The 15,911-nt window shown below is 68.4% G+C and carries 16 protein-coding genes; 10 read left to right on the forward strand and 6 right to left on the reverse strand.

Annotated features, from left to right (window positions below; translation table 11 throughout):
• Positions 1 to 133: 133 nt before the first annotated feature.
• The 3 genes from ACXMYJ_RS23965 (at position 134) to ACXMYJ_RS23975 (ending at position 2,402) form a co-directional block, all read left to right on the forward strand.
• Positions 134 to 301 (forward strand): hypothetical protein, encoded by a 168-nt coding sequence (locus tag ACXMYJ_RS23965; protein WP_460359039.1) that lies wholly within the window; start codon positions 134 to 136, stop codon positions 299 to 301.
• 110 nt (positions 302 to 411) lie between these two features.
• Positions 412 to 822 carry a hypothetical protein gene (locus ACXMYJ_RS23970; protein WP_260754882.1) on the forward strand — a complete coding sequence of 137 codons (411 nt, stop codon included), beginning with the start codon at positions 412 to 414 and terminating at the stop codon, positions 820 to 822.
• Positions 823 to 890: 68 nt separating this feature from the next.
• Positions 891 to 2,402: an FAD-dependent oxidoreductase gene (locus ACXMYJ_RS23975; protein ID WP_460359040.1), complete on the forward strand. Its 1,512-nt coding sequence runs from the start codon at positions 891 to 893 to the stop codon at positions 2,400 to 2,402.
• Here the strand turns inward: ACXMYJ_RS23975 and coaA are convergent.
• A complete protein-coding gene (coaA, locus tag ACXMYJ_RS23980; protein WP_260754881.1) occupies positions 2,374 to 3,312 on the reverse strand; it encodes a type I pantothenate kinase in 939 nt (312 codons plus the stop codon). The two genes, ACXMYJ_RS23975 and coaA, sit on opposite strands and share 29 nt — an antisense overlap.
• Before the next feature lie 31 nt (positions 3,313 to 3,343).
• On the opposite strand from coaA, the gene ACXMYJ_RS23985 reads away from it, so the two are divergent.
• The 5 genes from ACXMYJ_RS23985 (at position 3,344) to ACXMYJ_RS24005 (ending at position 9,344) form a co-directional block, all read left to right on the forward strand.
• A complete protein-coding gene (locus ACXMYJ_RS23985) occupies positions 3,344 to 4,561 on the forward strand; it encodes a DUF885 domain-containing protein (RefSeq protein WP_260754880.1) in 1,218 nt (405 codons plus the stop codon).
• 18 nt (positions 4,562 to 4,579) lie between these two features.
• Positions 4,580 to 6,043, forward strand: a complete 1,464-nt coding sequence (locus ACXMYJ_RS23990) for a glycine hydroxymethyltransferase (RefSeq protein ID WP_460359041.1) — start codon at positions 4,580 to 4,582, stop codon at positions 6,041 to 6,043.
• 131 nt (positions 6,044 to 6,174) lie between these two features.
• Complete coding sequence (locus tag ACXMYJ_RS23995; RefSeq protein WP_260754878.1) at positions 6,175 to 7,002, forward strand: acyl-ACP desaturase; 828 nt, start codon at positions 6,175 to 6,177, stop codon at positions 7,000 to 7,002.
• A 202-nt stretch (positions 7,003 to 7,204) separates the two neighbouring features.
• A complete protein-coding gene (locus tag ACXMYJ_RS24000; RefSeq protein WP_260754877.1) occupies positions 7,205 to 8,542 on the forward strand; it encodes a PhoH family protein in 1,338 nt (445 codons plus the stop codon).
• 16 nt (positions 8,543 to 8,558) lie between these two features.
• Positions 8,559 to 9,344, forward strand: a complete 786-nt coding sequence (locus ACXMYJ_RS24005; RefSeq protein WP_460359042.1) for a polysaccharide deacetylase family protein — start codon at positions 8,559 to 8,561, stop codon at positions 9,342 to 9,344.
• 7 nt (positions 9,345 to 9,351) lie between these two features.
• Here ACXMYJ_RS24005 and ACXMYJ_RS24010 read toward each other — a convergent pair whose 3' ends face one another.
• From ACXMYJ_RS24010 to glpX, 3 genes are all read right to left on the reverse strand, one after another.
• A complete protein-coding gene (locus ACXMYJ_RS24010; RefSeq protein WP_260754875.1) occupies positions 9,352 to 9,576 on the reverse strand; it encodes a hypothetical protein in 225 nt (74 codons plus the stop codon).
• A 171-nt stretch (positions 9,577 to 9,747) separates the two neighbouring features.
• Positions 9,748 to 11,175, reverse strand: a complete 1,428-nt coding sequence (locus tag ACXMYJ_RS24015; RefSeq protein ID WP_460359043.1) for a class II fumarate hydratase — start codon at positions 11,173 to 11,175, stop codon at positions 9,748 to 9,750.
• A 42-nt stretch (positions 11,176 to 11,217) separates the two neighbouring features.
• Positions 11,218 to 12,279 carry a class II fructose-bisphosphatase gene (gene glpX / locus ACXMYJ_RS24020; protein ID WP_260754873.1) on the reverse strand — a complete coding sequence of 354 codons (1,062 nt, stop codon included), beginning with the start codon at positions 12,277 to 12,279 and terminating at the stop codon, positions 11,218 to 11,220.
• Between the two features lie 54 nt (positions 12,280 to 12,333).
• On the opposite strand from glpX, the gene ACXMYJ_RS24025 reads away from it, so the two are divergent.
• Together ACXMYJ_RS24025 and ACXMYJ_RS24030 are read left to right on the forward strand one after the other, a co-directional pair.
• Positions 12,334 to 13,047 (forward strand): DUF4245 domain-containing protein, encoded by a 714-nt coding sequence (locus tag ACXMYJ_RS24025; RefSeq protein WP_460359044.1) that lies wholly within the window; start codon positions 12,334 to 12,336, stop codon positions 13,045 to 13,047.
• 13 nt (positions 13,048 to 13,060) lie between these two features.
• A complete protein-coding gene (locus ACXMYJ_RS24030; protein ID WP_460359045.1) occupies positions 13,061 to 13,858 on the forward strand; it encodes a dienelactone hydrolase family protein in 798 nt (265 codons plus the stop codon).
• Here the strand turns inward: ACXMYJ_RS24030 and ACXMYJ_RS24035 are convergent.
• Both ACXMYJ_RS24035 and ACXMYJ_RS24040 read right to left on the reverse strand, forming a co-directional pair.
• Complete coding sequence (locus tag ACXMYJ_RS24035; RefSeq protein WP_460359046.1) at positions 13,839 to 15,023, reverse strand: AI-2E family transporter; 1,185 nt, start codon at positions 15,021 to 15,023, stop codon at positions 13,839 to 13,841. The genes ACXMYJ_RS24030 and ACXMYJ_RS24035 overlap by 20 nt on opposite strands.
• A gap of 43 nt (positions 15,024 to 15,066) precedes the next feature.
• A complete protein-coding gene (locus ACXMYJ_RS24040; RefSeq protein WP_460359057.1) occupies positions 15,067 to 15,909 on the reverse strand; it encodes an SDR family oxidoreductase in 843 nt (280 codons plus the stop codon).
• Positions 15,910 to 15,911 lie beyond the last annotated feature (2 nt).

Raw genomic sequence — 15,911 nt, forward strand, 5'->3', positions numbered from 1 at the left:
TTCCTTTGCTCGAGTGACTTTGACGGGTCTCTCGAAGAATCACGCGATGACCTTCAATCATTCGGCAACGACACGCCGGTACCGCTGATCAGGTCCGACTCGTACACCACTCTGCTGGACGCAACCCGTCGGGATGGGCGTGGTCGCCGGCAACGCTGCGTTCACCCTGGCGACCGTCGTGGTGCTGGCGGCGGGCTGGTTGCCGCTGACGGCCTTCGGCATGGCCTCGGCGGCCGCGTTCACCGCCGCCACCGTCGGCCTTGCCGTTCTGCAATACCTCGGGTTGCGCCGGCTGGCGTGACCCGGACCCGAACTCCGGGTCCGGAGTCGCCGTCACAAGAGGTCGTGGCGTCGGCTCCGGAACCGGTCCCCGCTGCAGCGACTCGCAGCACCTAGAGGAAGGACTGCACGATGACCGCACTGACCGCCTCCACCACCACCGCCCGGGACGGGCTGCTCCGTTTCGCGATGCGCCTGGACGCCGTACTCGTCGGCGTGACCGGTGTGCCGTTCGTCGCGGCCGCCGGCTGGCTGTCGGCGCTGACCGGCATACCGGTGGCCGTCGAATACGCACTCGGGATCTTCTTCCTCGTCTACGGCGTGGTCGTCTACCGGCTCGCGGGTGTGCGGCGCGTCCGTCCGGGCGCGATCGCGACGATCACCGCCAACGCGCTCTTCACGGTCGGGTTCACCGCGACGGCGTTCGCCGACCTATGGCCGGTGACCGGCTGGGGCATGGCGATGCTGCTCGGCGGCGCCGCCTACACAGCCGTGATAGGGGCCGTCCAATACGCCGGACTACGCCAGATCAAAGACAGGTAGTCGACCACCTACACCGTCGCCGCGCCGCGCGCTCACACTGAGAACACGTCGGTCAGAGGGAGGTCGCCGTGTCCGTCACCGCAGATCACACCACCTCGGCGGACACGTGCGACCTCTGCGTCGTCGGCGCCGGGATCGCCGGGCTCAATGCGATGTTCGCCGCGAGCCGCTATCTGGGCCGCGACCAGAAGATCGTCCTCATCGACCGCCGCCCCAGCGCCGGTGGCATGTGGGTCGACACCTACTCCTATGTGCGGCTGCACCAGCCCCATCCGATGTTCACCGCGGGCAACATCGCCTGGACGCTGGGCCGGGAGCCGTCGTACCTGCCCGCCAAGGACGAGGTCCTCGCTCACCTGAACCACTGTCTTGACGAGATCAGGAAACGGGTGACGGTCGACGAGCGCTACGGCTGGGAGTACCGGTCCGACGAACCGTTCGCCGGCGGAGTCCGGATCACCTGCCGTACCCCTGACGGAGGCACCCGGGTGATCCAGGCCGAGCGGCTGATCAAGGCCTACGGCATCCGGGTGACGCCCAACGACCCGCTGCCCGTGTCGAGCAGGCGGGTGCGGTCGGTGTCGCCGGACACCTGCGATGTGCGCACCGGTGACATCGGCTCCAGCAGCAGTCCGGTGTACATCATCGGCGGTGGCAAGACCGCGATGGACACCGCGCACACGCTCATCACGAACTGCCCCGGCCGGGAGATCAACCTGGTGGCCGGCTCCGGCACCTTTTTCGCCAGCCGGGACAAGTTCCTTCCGTCCGGACGGCGGCGGTGGGTCGGCAGCACGCTGCTGAGCAGCATGGCCGTGGACATGTGCCGGCGGTTCGACGGCACCAACGAGCAAGAGGTCGCCGACTGGTTCCGCACCACCTATGGCACGTGGATGACCCCGTACACGAACAACTTTCTGCTCGGGGTGCTGTCCGAGGCGGAGAACAAGACCATCGCCGGCGGCATCCACGAGGTGGTGATGGACCATTTCGACGACGTCGTCGACCGCAACGGCGCCGCGGAGTTGGTCCTGCGCAGCGGTGCGTCCAGGCCCGTCGACAACGGCAGCTGGATCGTCAACTGCACCGGCTATCTGGACAACGGGGACTACCCTTACGAGCCCTACACGTCCGCGGACGGTGCTGTGCTGTCCATCCAAACGCGTTCGGCCACAATGCATCTGTCGTCGTTCATGGGTTATTTCATGACCCACCTGATGTTCCTGGACAAGGTGCGCGACGTGCCGCTCTACGAATTCGACCTGCAGGAGATGATGAACCGGCACAAGGCGGTGCTGCCGTATGCGATGTTCGCGCTGGCGCAGTACAACCTGGGTCTGATGGCCGATGTGATGCCGTCGAAGGTCTTCGGCGAATGCGGCCTGGACTTCGACCGCTGGTATCCGTGGCCGCGCCGCACTGCCGGCGCGCTGCGCTTCGTGCTGACCCACCGACGCGAACGGGCCCACCTGCGTGAGGTCCTCGACACCGTGCGGGAGCGGTGCGGCGTGCGCTGCGGGCCTCTGGACGGCCTAGGACCCGCCGCGCGCGCTACAACTTCCGAAGCCGCAGCCGGTTGATGGAGTGATCGGAGTCCTTGCGTAGCACCAGGGTGGCGCGCGGGCGGGTCGGCAGGATGTTCTCGATCAGGTTGGGACGGTTGATCGAATGCCAGATGTCACGGGCGGCGAACACGGCCTGCTCGTCGGTCAGCGTGGAGTAGTGGTGGAAGTGTGAGGCCGGGTCGGCGAACGCGCCTTCCCGCATCGACAGGAACCGGGAGATGTACCAGTTCTCGATGTCCTCGATGCGCGCGTCGACATAGACGGAGAAGTCGAACAGGTCCGACACCATCAGCGCCGGCCCGGTCTGCAGGACGTTGAGGCCTTCCAGAATCAGGATGTCCGGATGTTCGATGATCTGCTTCTCGCCCGGCACGATGTCGTAGAGAAGATGTGAGTACACCGGCGCGCACGCCGCGTCGGAACCCGACTTGACCGCGGTGACGAACCTCATCAGCCCCCTGCGGTCGTAGCTTTCGGGGAAACCCTTGCGGTGCATCAGGTTCCGTCTGCTCAGCTCGGCGTTGGAGTACAGGAACCCGTCGGTGGTGACCAGGTCCACGCGCGGGTGGTGCTCCCAGCGTGCCAGGAGTGCCTGCAGCACACGGGCGGTGGTGGATTTGCCGACCGCCACGCTGCCGGCCACGCCGATCACGAACGGCACCGGCCGGTCCGGGTTCTGTTGCGGCTCCCCGAGGAACTCCGCCGTCGTCGCGAAGAGCGCTTGCCGGGCCGCCACCTGCAGGTGGATCAATCGCGCCAGGGGCAGATAGACCTCTTCGACCTCGAGCAGGTCGATCTTCTCGCCGAGACCCCGCAGCCGGACCAGTTCATCCTCGGTCAGCTTCAGCGGTGTCGACATACGCAGCGCCCGCCACTGGGTCCGGTCGAACTCCACGTAAGGGCTGGGTTCGCTCAGCCGCGCCATGGCCACAGTCTTGCAGTTAGGTTGGGGAGCCATGGACGTAGGTATCGATTCTGGGGCTTCAGCATCCTTGGTCACCGAATACCTGTTGCTCGGGCTGCGCTTCGACCGGGTCGAGGAAGGCTATGTCGACTCGTTCACCGGCGACCCCGCCCTGAAGCGGATGGTGGAATCCGAGCCGCGGCCCGACCCTGCTGACCTGGCCCGTCAGGCCGAGCGGTTGCTGACCGAACTGCCCGCCGGCCTGGACGACGACCGGGCAGCGTTCGTCGGCTCCCACCTGCGCGCCCTGGCCTGCGCGGGACGCAAGTTCGCCGGCGAGCAGGTCGGGTTCGTCGACGAGGTGGAGGCGTACTTCGACGTCCGGATCAGCAAGGGCGATCCGGACAGGTACCGGCAGGCGCACGCCGCGCTCGACGAGGCGCTGGGCGGGAGCGGCCCGCTGGCTGAGCGCATCCAGGCCTACCGGGCGGCCGAGGAGATCCCGCCGGCCCGCCTGGAGGAGGCCATCCATGCGTTCTCCAGCGCCCTGCGGGACCGGGTGAGGGCCACGTTTCCGCTGCCGGCGCGCGAGACCATCACCTACGAGGTGGTGACCGACAAACCGTGGTCGGGGTTCAACTACTACAAAGGCGACTACCAGTCCACGGTGGCGGTCAACGCCGACCTCAAGCAGCAGATGTCGAACCTGCCGCGGCTGGTGGCCCACGAGTCCTACCCCGGTCACCACACCGAGCACTGCCGCAAAGAAGAACGGCTGGTGGCCGGTCGAAATCAAGCCGAGCAGACGATCTTCCTGGTCAACACCCCGCAGTGCCTGATGGCAGAGGGGCTGGCCGACCTGGCGCTGTACGCGGCGGTCGGACCGCAGTGGGGAAGCTGGGCGTCCGACATCTATGCCGACCTGGGTATGCGGTTCGACGGCGAGCGCGCGGCGGCGATCTCGGAGGCGACGGCCGCGCTGGCCGACGTGCGGCAGGACGCGGCGCTGATGCTGCACGACGAACACCGCGACGTCGACGACGTCGTCGACTTCCTGAAGCGGTGGCTGCTGGTCAACGACGAACGGGCCCGGCAGATGCTGCGGTTCCTGTCCTCGCCGCTGTGGCGGGCCTACACCAGCACCTACGTCGAGGGGTACCGGCTGCTGCGGGAATGGCTCGACGCGCGGCCCGACGGTGTCGGTCTGACCGAGCGGTTCCGCACGCTGCTGGACGAGCCGCTGATCCCGTCGTCGTTGCGCGCCGCCTGAACGTTTAGGCTTTCTGCCATGACTTCTTCGTCCCCGTCAGGTCTGGGTGCCGAGTACGCCGACACCGCCAGCGAGGCCTACCGCGCCGCGCTGCGGGTGATCGAGTCCGTCGAGCCGCGCATCGCCGACGCCACCCGTAAAGAGCTTGCCGATCAACGGGATTCGCTCAAACTCATCGCCAGCGAGAACTACGCGTCTCCGGCGGTCCTGCTGACCATGGGCACGTGGTTCTCCGACAAGTACGCCGAAGGCACCGTCGGGCACCGGTTCTATGCGGCCTGCCAGAACGTCGACACCGTCGAGGCGCTGGCCGCCGAGCACGCCCGCGAGCTGTTCGGCGCGCAGTATGCCTACGCCCAGCCGCACTCCGGCATCGACGCCAACCTGGTCGCGTACTGGGCGATCCTGGCCACCCGTGTCGAGGCCCCCGGCCTCGCCGAGCTGGGCGCCAAGCACGTCAACGACCTGTCCGAGGCGGACTGGGAGAAGCTGCGGGCCAAACTCGGCAACCAGCGCCTGCTGGGCATGTCGCTGGACACCGGCGGGCATCTCACGCACGGGTTCCGGCCCAACATCTCCGGCAAGATGTTCCATCAGCGCCAGTACGGGACGGACCCGACCACCGGCTTCATCGACTACGGCGCCGTCGCCGCTGCTGCCCGCGAGTTCAAGCCGCTGGTGCTGGTCGCGGGCTACTCGGCCTACCCGCGCCGGATCAACTTCGCGAAGATGCGCGAGATCGCCGACGAGGTCGGCGCCACGCTGCTGGTGGACATGGCGCACTTCGCCGGCCTGGTGGCGGGCAAGGTGTTCACCGGCGACGAGGACCCGGTTCCGCACGCGCACGTCGTGACCACCACCACGCACAAGTCGCTGCGCGGCCCGCGCGGCGGCCTGGTGCTGGCCACCGAGGAGTACGCGCCCGCCGTGGACAAGGGCTGCCCGATGGTGCTCGGCGGCCCGCTGTCGCACGTGATGGCGGCCAAGGCCGTCGCGCTGGCCGAGGCGCGGCGGCCGGAGTTCCGCGAGTACGCCCAGGCCGTCGCCGACAACGCCCAGGCGCTGGCCGACGGCCTGCTCAAGCGGGACGCCGGGCTCGTGACCGGCGGCACCGACAACCATCTGGTGCTGCTGGATGTGACGTCGTTCGGGCTCACCGGGCGGCAGGCCGAGTCGGCGCTGTTGGACGCCGGCATCGTCACCAACCGCAACGCGGTCCCGGCCGACCCGAACGGCGCCTGGTACACCAGCGGTATCCGGTTCGGCTCACCCGCGCTGACCACCCGTGGTTTCGGCGCCGACGACTTCGACCGTGTCGCCGAACTGGTGGTGGAGGTGCTGAGCAATACCCAGCCCGCCGCCGGGCCGAAAGGTCCGTCGAAGGCCAAGTACATCCTGGCCGACGGCACCGCCGAGCGGGTGCGCGCCGCCTCGGCCGAGTTGCTCGACGCAAACCCGCTCTACCCGGGGCTCACCCTCTGACGCTCTGATGCACGCCGAAATCGCATTCCACGCGGCCCTCGGGCGCGACAGGCCGCGTGGAATGCGATTTCGGCGGAGTGTCGGGGGTCAAGAATTTTACGATCCCCACAGAATTGGGTTACTGTAACCGCATGGCACAGAAACCTGTCGCTAATGCGCTGACTCTCGAACTCGAGCCCGTGGTGCTGCAGGAGTTGCGGCGCCACCTCGACACCGAGGACGTCTGGTTCGCCCACGACTATGTGCCCTTCGACCAGGGGGAGAACTTCGCCTTCCTCGGCGGGCGGGATTGGGAACCGTCGGACGTGAGCTTGCCCAAGCACGTCACCGACGCCCTCGAAATTCTGCTGATCACCAAGGACAACCTCGCCGGCTACCACCGCGAGCTCGTCGAACACTTCATCCTCGAGGACAAATGGGGCCGCTGGATGGGCCGCTGGACCGCCGAGGAGCACCTGCACGCGGTCGCGCTGCGCAACTACCTGGTGGTCACCCGCGAGGTCGACCCGGCCGCCAACGAGGACGTCCGCGTCCAGCACGTGATGAAGGGCTACCGCGCCGACACCTACACCCAGGTCGAGACGCTGGCGTTCATGGCGCTGTGGGAGCGCGCGCACGCGGTGTTCTGCCGCAACCTGGAGCAGCGGATCGACGAGCCGGTGCTCAAGGCGCTCGTCGGCCGGATCGCCAAGGACGAAGAGCGGCACGAGGAGTTCTTCGCCAACCTCGTCGCCCACTGCCTGACCTACACGCGCGACGAGACCGTTGCGGCCATCGCGCGCCGCGCCGCCGGTCTCGACGTCGTCGGCGGCGACATCGACGCCTACCAGGACAAGGTGGCCACGGTCGCCGAGGCGGACATCTTCGATCGCGACGACCTGCGCAAGGTCATCTCCGACCGCATCACCGCGTGGGGCGTGGCCGACGATCCGCAACTCGCGCAGTTCATCAGCTCTTAACGCACGCGACGCGCAGTCCCGGCGCGCCTGCAAGGCGTGGTTGCTGCAGCGGGAGTAGCGTCGATTCCGATGGCTAGCGACATGCTCTGCTGTCCGGGCGGTCCCGATTGAGAGGGCCGGCCCCGGTCCTGAGACCGCTTGTGTGTCCACCGAGAAGTTCGTGTGGGGCCGCAGGAACTCGCGCAGCCTCGAGGAGCGCTACGTGACTGATTCGCTCACCCGTCCGGACCGGCCATCCGAACTCCGGACCTACGTGCTCGACACCTCCGTGTTGCTGTCCGATCCCTGGGCCTTCACAAGGTTCGCCGAACACGAAGTGGTGGTCCCGCTGGTCGTCATCAGCGAGCTGGAAGCCAAACGTCACCACCACGAGTTGGGTTGGTTCGCCCGACAGGCCTTGCGCATGTTCGACGACCTACGCCTGGAACACGGCCGCCTCGACGAGCCCATTCCCGTTGGGACAGAAGGCGGTACGTTGCACGTCGAGCTGAACCACAGCGATCCCACGGTGCTGCCGGCCGGCTTTCGCAACGACAGCAACGACGCCCGGATCCTCACCGTGGCCGCCAACCTCGCCGCCGAGGGCAAGCGCGTCACGCTGGTCAGCAAGGACATCCCGCTGCGCGTGAAGGCCGGCGCGGTCGGCCTGCTCGCCGACGAATACCACGCCCAGGACGTGGTGACCTCCGGGTGGACCGGCATGACCGAGGTGGAGGTGGCCGGCGAGGACATCGACGCGCTGTTCGCCGACGGCGAGGTCGATCTCGAAGTCACCCGAGACCTGCCGTGCCACACCGGAATCCGCCTGCTGGGCAGCAACTCTCACGCACTCGGGCGCGTCAACGCCGACAAGTTGGTGCAGTTGGTACGAGGTGATCGCGAGGTGTTCGGCCTCCGGGGAAGGTCCGCCGAGCAGCGCGTCGCCCTCGATCTTCTGCTCGACGAATCGGTCGGCATCGTCTCGCTCGGCGGAAAAGCCGGCACCGGCAAGTCGGCCCTGGCGCTGTGCGCGGGCCTGGAAGCCGTGTTGGAGCGGCGCACCCAGCGCAAGGTCGTGGTGTTCCGCCCGCTCTACGCCGTCGGCGGACAGGACCTGGGGTATCTGCCCGGCAGCGAGAGCGAGAAGATGGGTCCCTGGGCCCAGGCCGTCTTCGACACCCTCGAAGGCCTCGCCAGCCCGGCCGTGCTGGAGGAAGTGCTGTCCCGCGGCATGCTCGAGGTACTGCCGCTGACCCACATCCGCGGGCGCTCGCTGCACGACTCCTTCGTGATCGTCGACGAAGCCCAGTCGCTGGAGCGCAACGTGCTGCTGACCGTGCTCTCACGGCTCGGCGCCGGGTCGCGGGTCGTCCTGACCCACGATGTGGCGCAACGGGACAACCTGCGCGTCGGTCGGCACGACGGGGTCGCCGCGGTGATCGAGAAGCTCAAAGGTCATCCGCTGTTCGCCCACATCACCCTGCTGCGCAGCGAGCGGTCGCCGATCGCGGCCCTGGTGACCGAGATGCTGGAGGAGATCAGCCCGGGCGCCCTGCCGTGACCCGACCGTTCCGACCGTGACGAGTGGATCCGGCGCGCAACGCGGCACCCAGCGTGCCTTCGCGCGCCGGTTCCGCTTCGTCGCGGTGGTGGCGGCGCTGGTGACGGGTGGTCTGGCCGGCCCCGTCGCTGCTCCCGCCGCCGCGTCCACGGCGGACTGCGCACGCGTCAAGTGCGTGGCACTGACGTTCGACGACGGCCCGGGCCCCTTCACCGACCGCCTTCTTCAGATACTGCGGGACAACGAAACTCGCGCGACGTTCTTCCTGATCGGCGACAAGGTGGCCGCCGACCCGGCCGCGGCCCGCCGCATCGCCGAAGCCGGAATGGAGATCGGCAATCACACGTGGCAGCACCCGGACATGACGACGCTGCCCCCGGAGGAGATCGCCGCGCAGCTGCGCTGGGCCACCGCGGCGATCCAGGCCGCGACGGGTCAGACCCCGACACTCGCGCGGACCGGTTTCGGCGCGATCGACGACACGGTGCTCGCCGAGGCGCGACGGCAGGGCCTGGCCGCGGTCAACTGGGACGTCGTGCCCCACGACTGGCAGCACGCCGCCGACACCGCGGCCACCCGCCGACTCCTGATGAGCCACATCCGCCCGGGATCGGTGGTGCTGCTGCACGATACGTTCGCGTCGACGGTCGAGCTGATGGCCGAGTTCCTGCCGGTGCTCACCGCCAACGGCTACCACCTGGTGACGGTCTCGCAGCTGCTCGGCCCACGGGCGCCCGGGAGCCTGTACGGCGGGCGCGCGAACGGTCCGCCGGCCTTCGATCTGACCGAGCCCGGGCGCTGAGCCCGCGTCAGCGCTGCTTGCACCCCTCGACCAGGAACCAGCCCGCCGCGGCCGCCCCCGACATCGCCAGCACGCGATCCGCGCCACCCCGGCTGCGTTTGGCCCTCGACAGGTCGACCAGCGAGGCCAGACCCAGCACGACGGCGCCGGTGCGCAGCGCGGGCTGGCTGGTGGCCGTCGTGACCAGAGTGCTTGGGGACGATGCGATTGCGGGGTCGGGATAAGCGGACACCGCACCTCCTGATTCCCGCCTGGGGGAGCGACCCGCCGCCACGTCCAGGCGCCGGCAGCGAGTCCGATGCCCCCTAATCTTGTGCCGGTCTTGACGATTCGTCAGGCGATTGGCAGATCTCGGGGGCAGGAATCAGTACTGGCGCCCGACCTCTGCTGTTGGCTCCTCGCGCTAGCGCTCGTCGCGCACCTTGGCCATTGCCAGCACGTCCAGCCGTCGGTCGAGCTCCTCTTCGGAGAGCTTCTCACCGATCAGGCCGCGGTCGATGACCGTCTGCCGGATCGTCTTCTTCTCCGCCAGCGCCTGCTTGGCGACCTTGGCCGCCTCCTCGTAGCCGATCGCGGAATTCAGCGGCGTCACGATCGACGGCGACGATTCCGCCAGCTCACGCAGGCGGTCCTCGTTGGCCACCAGGCCGTCGATGCACTTGGTGGCGAACAGCTTCGACACGTTCGACAGCAGCGTGAACGACTCCAGCAGATTGCGGGCCATCATCGGGATGTAGACGTTGAGCTCGAAGGCGCCCGACAGCCCGCCGACGGTGACAGCCGCGTCGTTGCCGATGACCTGCGCGGCCACCTGGGTGACGGCCTCGGGGATGACGGGGTTGACCTTGCCCGGCATGATCGAGCTGCCCGGCTGCAGATCGGGCAGCTGCAGCTCGCCCAGGCCGGTCAGCGGGCCGGAACCCATCCACCGGATGTCGTTGGCGATCTTGGTCAGCGACACCGCGATCGTCTTCAGCGCGCCCGACGCCTCGACGAGTCCGTCGCGCGCGGCCTGGGCCTCGAAATTGTCGACCGCCGGACGCAATTCGGCGATGCCGGTCTGGTCGACGAGCACCTCGACCACCCTGGCCCCGAAGTCGTCCGGCGCGTTCAGCCCGGTGCCGACGGCCGTGCCGCCGATCGCCAGCTCGCCGAGTCGCGGCAGGGTCGCCTTGACCCTCTCGATGCCGGCCTGGATCTGGCGGGCGTAGCCGCCGAACTCCTGGCCCAGGGTCACCGGCACCGCGTCCATCAGGTGGGTGCGACCGGACTTCACCGTGGTGCGCCACTGCCGGGCCTTGGCCTCCAGCGACTCGTGCAGCACCTCCAGAGCCGGGATCAGATGGCGCACAGCGGCTTCGGTGGCTGCGATGTGAGTGGCGGTGGGGAAGGTGTCATTGGAGCTCTGCGACATGTTGACGTCGTCGTTCGGGTGCACCGTGACAGGAGGATCGAAGCCCGCGGCGATACTTGCGATCACCTCGTTGGTGTTCATGTTCGAGCTGGTGCCCGACCCGGTCTGGAACACGTCGATCGGGAATTGGTCGTCGTGGCGGCCGTCGGCGATCTCGGCCGCGGCGGCGATGATCGCGTCGGCCTTCTCCGCGGCCAGCAGGCCGAGGTCCTTGTTCACCTGAGCGCAGGCGCCCTTGAGCAGACCCAGCGCGCGGATCTGGGTGCGCTCCAGCGGCCGGAACGAGATCGGGAAGTTCTCCACCGCACGCTGGGTCTGGGCGCGCCACAGCGCGTTCTTGGGCACCCGGACCTCGCCCATGGTGTCGTGCTCGATGCGGTACTCGGCCTGGTTGTCAACGGCGCTGTTGTCGGCCATGCGGCTCCCTGTTCGTCTTGTGATAGGCGGGATGGTTACGGGTTACGGCAACGGATAGGCGGCGGTCTTGTCGCCGGTGAAGTTCACTGCGGAGTACTCGTTGAGTTTGGAGAGCCGGTGATAGGCCTCGATCATGCGGACGGTGCCCGACTTCGACCGCATCACGATCGACTGGGTGGTGCAGCCGCCCCCGAAGAACCGCACACCCTTGAGCAGATCACCGTCGGTGACGCCGGTGGCGCAGAAGAACACGTTCTCACCGGACACCAGGTCGGTGGTCGTCAGCACCCGGTCCAGGTCGTAGCCCCGGTCGACGGCCTTCTGGCGCTCCGCGTCGTCGGTGGGCGCCAGCGTGGCCTGGATCTCGCCGCCCATACACCGGATGGCCGCGGCGGTGATGATGCCCTCGGGGGTGCCGCCGATACCGACCAGCAGGTCGGTGCCCGAGTCGGGCCGGCACGCCGAGATGGCGCCGGCGACATCACCGTCGGAGATCAGCCGAATGCGGGCGCCTGCCTCACGCACCTCGGCCATCAGCTTGGTGTGGCGGGGGCGGTCCAGGATGCACACGGTGATGTCGGAGACCGATGCCTTGCGGACCTTGGCGATGCGCTGGATGTTCGCCGCGATCGGGGACGTGATGTCGATGAAGTCGGCGACGTCGGGCCCGGCGGCGATCTTGTTCATGTAGAACACCGCCGACGGGTCGAACATCGCGCCGCGTTCGGCGACCGCGAGCACCGAGATGGCGTTGGGCATACCCTTGCTCATCAGCGTGGTGCCGTCGACCGGGTCGACGGCGAAGTCGCAGTCGGGCCCGTCGCCGTTGCCGACTTCCTCGCCGTTGTAGAGCATCGGCGCGTTGTCTTTCTCTCCCTCGCCGATGACGACCACGCCGCGCATCGACACGGAGTTCACCAACTGACGCATCGCGTCGACGGCCGCGCCGTCGCCGCCTTCCTTGTCGCCGCGGCCGACCCAGCGGCCCGCCGCCATCGCGCCGGCCTCGGTCACCCGCACGAGCTCAAGGGCGAGATTTCGGTCCGGGGCTTCACGCCGAGAGGTCGATGAGCCGCTTGCGCGATGAGCATCCGGTGAAGTCATGGGCAGATTGTCCCATTAGCGGGTTCACAATTGGGAGCTGGGATACTGGCAGCCATGACGATGCCGCCCGAGCCGGGCCACGAGGTCACCGGTGAACCCGGCACCGCAGGCCAGCGCCCTGTCGACTATGTCGTCACGCCGGTGGCGCCGCCCGCCAAGTCGCGGCTGCTGCAGGACGGCCGCGACATGTTCTGGTCGATGGCCCCGCTGGTGGTCGCCTGCCTGGTGCTGGCCGGCCTGCTGGGCATGTGCTCGTTCGCCCCGACCGGTCCCGGCCCGGGGCCGGCGCCCGACTACGACGCGGCCGCCGCCCTGCGGGCCGACGCCGATGCGCTCGGCATCCCGATCCGGGTGCCGCAGCTGCCCGACGGTTGGCAGGCCAATTCGGGCAGCCGCAAGGGAATCGAGGGCGGCCGCACCGACCCGGTCACCGGTCAGCCGGTCCGCGCCGTCGGCGCTGTCGTCGGCTACCTGACCCCGAGCGGGATGTACCTCGGTGTCACCCAGAGCAACGCCGACGAGGACAAGCTCGTCGCGTCGTTCAGTCCCGAGCTGGTGCCGACCGGGGTTCAGGATGTCGACGGAGTCCGGTGGGTGGTCTACGAGGGCGGGGAGAGCGACGGCAAACCCAACGAGCCGGTGTGGACCGCGCAGGTCCGCGGACCGACCGGGCCCGCGCAAATCGCCGTGAGCGGCGCCGCAGGTACAGACGAGTACCGTACGCTGGCCGCGGCGACGCAATCCCAGGCGCCGCTGCCGGTCGGGTAACCCAGGAGAAGCCATGAGCGGACCAGAGGCAGATCTGCGCGGATGGACCGCCGAGCCGTTCACCGCGGCCGGCCTCAGGTATGACGTGTACCGCAAGGGCGAGGGCCCCGGCGTCGTGCTCATCCCGGAGATGCCCGGTCTGCACCCGGGTGTGCTCGCCCTCGGTAATCATCTGGTGGACAACGGCTTCACAGTGTGGGCGCCGTCGCTGTTCGGCACGCCGGGCAAGCCGGCACTGAGTCCGGGGGCCCTGCCCGTGCTGGTGAAGGGGTGCATCGCCAAGGAGTTCGCGGCGTTCGCCACCAACGCCGACCGTCCGGTGGCGCACTACCTGCGCGCGCTCGCGCGGGAACTGAACGCACAGACGCCGGGGAAGGGAGTCGGGGTGATCGGTCAGTGCTTCACGGGCGGATTCGCCCTGGCCGCCGCGGTCGACGACGCCGTGCTCGCGCCGGTGATCAGCCAGCCGTCGCTGCCGCTGCCGCTGACTCCGAGCCGGCGCCGCGACCCCGGGGTGTCGGAGGCCGAACTCAAGGTCATCGAGCGTCGCGCCGCCGACGAGGGATTGTGCGCGCTGGGCTTGCGCTTCAGCGAGGACCCGATGGCGCCGGCGGCGCGCTTGCGCACTCTCAAGTCCCGGCTCGGGGACGCGTTCGAGGTCATCGAGATCAGCTCCAAGCGGGGCAACCCCGACGGCATCGGCCGTGCGGCGCACTCGGTGCTCACCGATCAGGTGGTGGAACGCGACGGTCATCCCGCCTACGAGGCGCGCAAGCGCGTCGTCCAATTCCTCAAGGAGCGGCTGACTTAACCGGAGCCGATTTCGGTTTCCCCGGCAGCAGCCTGCGCCACCACGGGGTCTGCCGGGCCGCGTCGTCATCGGACCGGTCTGCGTCGGTGCCGGTGATGGACTCCATCGGCGCGCCCTTGTACACCACCCGGTGCACGCTGATCGTCGTCACGATGGCGATCATCAGCACCGGTCCCAGCACGATGCCGATGAAGCCGAACATCTGCAGGCCGGCGAACACCGAGAGCAGCATCAGCGCCGGATGCAGATGCGCGCTCCTGGGCACCAGGAACGGACGCAGCACGTTGTCGATGTTCGTGGTCACGACGATGTGGAAGATGATGACGAACAGGCCGCCCGCCGGATTGCCGAAGATGGCCATGCCGATGCCCAGCGGGATCGTCACGATGCCGCTGCCCAGTGGGATGAACGACAGCACGGTCAGGAAGATCACGAACATGAAGAAGCCGTCGTGGAGGCCCGCGACGTACACCGAGATCGCTCCGGCGACACCCTGACAGACGGCGATGATGAACTGCCCCTTGACCGTTGCCGACACCATCGCCCCGATCTTGTCCAGGTAGATGTCGGAGACCTGCTCTCCCAACGGGTTGAGGTCGCGGAACAGATCGAGCACCTTGGTGCCGTTGGTCAGCAGTGCCAGGAACACATAGATGAAGATGATCAGCCCGGTGACCGTGGCGACGATCCCGCCGACCGACTCGCGGGCGAAATCCAGTGCGAACTCGCCGCCCTTCTGACCGACAGTGGCAAGCGCGTCACGCACCGAGTCCGGTGTCAGCCTGGTGTTCACGAAGGGGACACGGGCCAGCAGTTCGTTGGCCGAATCCAGCAGTCGCTGGGCCAGCGCGGTGAAGTCGGTCTGCTCGACCCAGTGCCCGATGCTCGTCACCATCTGGCTGATCTGCAGGAAGGCCAGGAAGGCGACACCCGCCAGCGGCAGCGCCACGGTCGCGATCGCGGCCAGCAGAGTCAGCGTCGCCGCAGCGGCCGGTCTCATCCGGCCACGCAGCCAGTTGAACAGCGGCGTGAACAGGTAGGCCAACACCGCCGAGACCGCGATGAGCAGCACATAGCTGCGTAGGAAGTACACGCCGAACGCCACCGCCAACACCGTCAGCACCGCCAGCGCGCGCTTCTGGGTGAGGGTGAACTCGTTTCTCATGCACGCCCTCCCGACCCCGCCCGTTCGGATGCCGAACGCAACCCTATCCGCTGTCGGCGGTGCGGGACGGGTATCTCCCTACCTGCCGGGAGCGCTGCCGGCTGACGAATTTCATCGCGAACCGGTTCATCACGGTGGGGGCCGGCCGGGCGAACCACCACTGAGCCTGTGCGGCAGCTGGTTTGACGAGGATGGCCTTGTTGCGGTCGATCGCGCGCAGCGTGTCGCACGCCAACCGGTCGGCGTCGTAGGCTTTGCCGCCCTGGGTGTGCAGGAAGTAGTCGCGGCCCACGAACCCGCCCACGGCGCCCTTGTCCAGGATCGGGGTCTCCACGGCGGCGGGGCAGACCACCAGCACACCCACCCCGCGCGGCACCGCCTCTGATCGCAGCGCCATCGAGAGGCCGACAACGGCGTGTTTGGTCGCCACATAGCTGGTCACCTGGCCGGCAGCGGCCAGGCCGGCCATCGACGCGGTGTTGATGATGTGTCCGTGGCCCTGACGAAGCATCTGCGGGTACGCCGCCGCCACCCCGTGCACGACGCCGCGCAGGTTCACGTCGATGATCGCGTTCCACTGGTCCAGGGTCAGCAGCTCGGTGTCGCCGCCCCACACGATGCCGGCGTTGTTGAACATCAGGTCCAGTCGGCCCTCCCGCGCCACCACCTCGTCGACGACGGCCTGCACCGCGGCGGCGTCGGTGACGTCCAGGCCTACCGCCCGGGCCCGCGGGCTCAGTGTCGACACCACCGCCTCGGCCGCCGCGAGATCGATGTCGGTGCACACGACGTGGTCCCCGGCCCGATCCAAAGCACGGCACAGCGCGGCACCGATCCCGGACCCGCCGCCCGTGACTACTGCGTGTCTTGCTCCTCGCGTCCGCACTG

This window comes from Mycobacterium sp. ZZG, from assembly GCF_054786995.1.

Bases quoted from the DNA above. Each gene is read 5' to 3' on its own strand.
- ACXMYJ_RS23965 (WP_460359039.1), top strand. From the start codon at position 134: ATGGGCGTGGTCGCCGGCAACGCTGCGTTCACCCTGGCGACCGTCGTG.
- ACXMYJ_RS23970 (WP_260754882.1), top strand. From the start codon at position 412: ATGACCGCACTGACCGCCTCCACCACCACCGCCCGGGACGGGCTGCTC.
- coaA (WP_260754881.1), bottom strand. From the start codon at position 3,312: ATGGCGCGGCTGAGCGAACCCAGCCCTTACGTGGAGTTCGACCGGACC.
- ACXMYJ_RS23985 (WP_260754880.1), top strand. From the start codon at position 3,344: ATGGACGTAGGTATCGATTCTGGGGCTTCAGCATCCTTGGTCACCGAA.
- ACXMYJ_RS23990 (WP_460359041.1), top strand. From the start codon at position 4,580: ATGACTTCTTCGTCCCCGTCAGGTCTGGGTGCCGAGTACGCCGACACC.
- ACXMYJ_RS23995 (WP_260754878.1), top strand. From the start codon at position 6,175: ATGGCACAGAAACCTGTCGCTAATGCGCTGACTCTCGAACTCGAGCCC.
- ACXMYJ_RS24015 (WP_460359043.1), bottom strand. From the start codon at position 11,175: ATGGCCGACAACAGCGCCGTTGACAACCAGGCCGAGTACCGCATCGAG.
- glpX (WP_260754873.1), bottom strand. From the start codon at position 12,279: ATGACTTCACCGGATGCTCATCGCGCAAGCGGCTCATCGACCTCTCGG.
- ACXMYJ_RS24025 (WP_460359044.1), top strand. From the start codon at position 12,334: ATGACGATGCCGCCCGAGCCGGGCCACGAGGTCACCGGTGAACCCGGC.
- ACXMYJ_RS24030 (WP_460359045.1), top strand. From the start codon at position 13,061: ATGAGCGGACCAGAGGCAGATCTGCGCGGATGGACCGCCGAGCCGTTC.
- ACXMYJ_RS24035 (WP_460359046.1), bottom strand. From the start codon at position 15,023: ATGAGAAACGAGTTCACCCTCACCCAGAAGCGCGCGCTGGCGGTGCTG.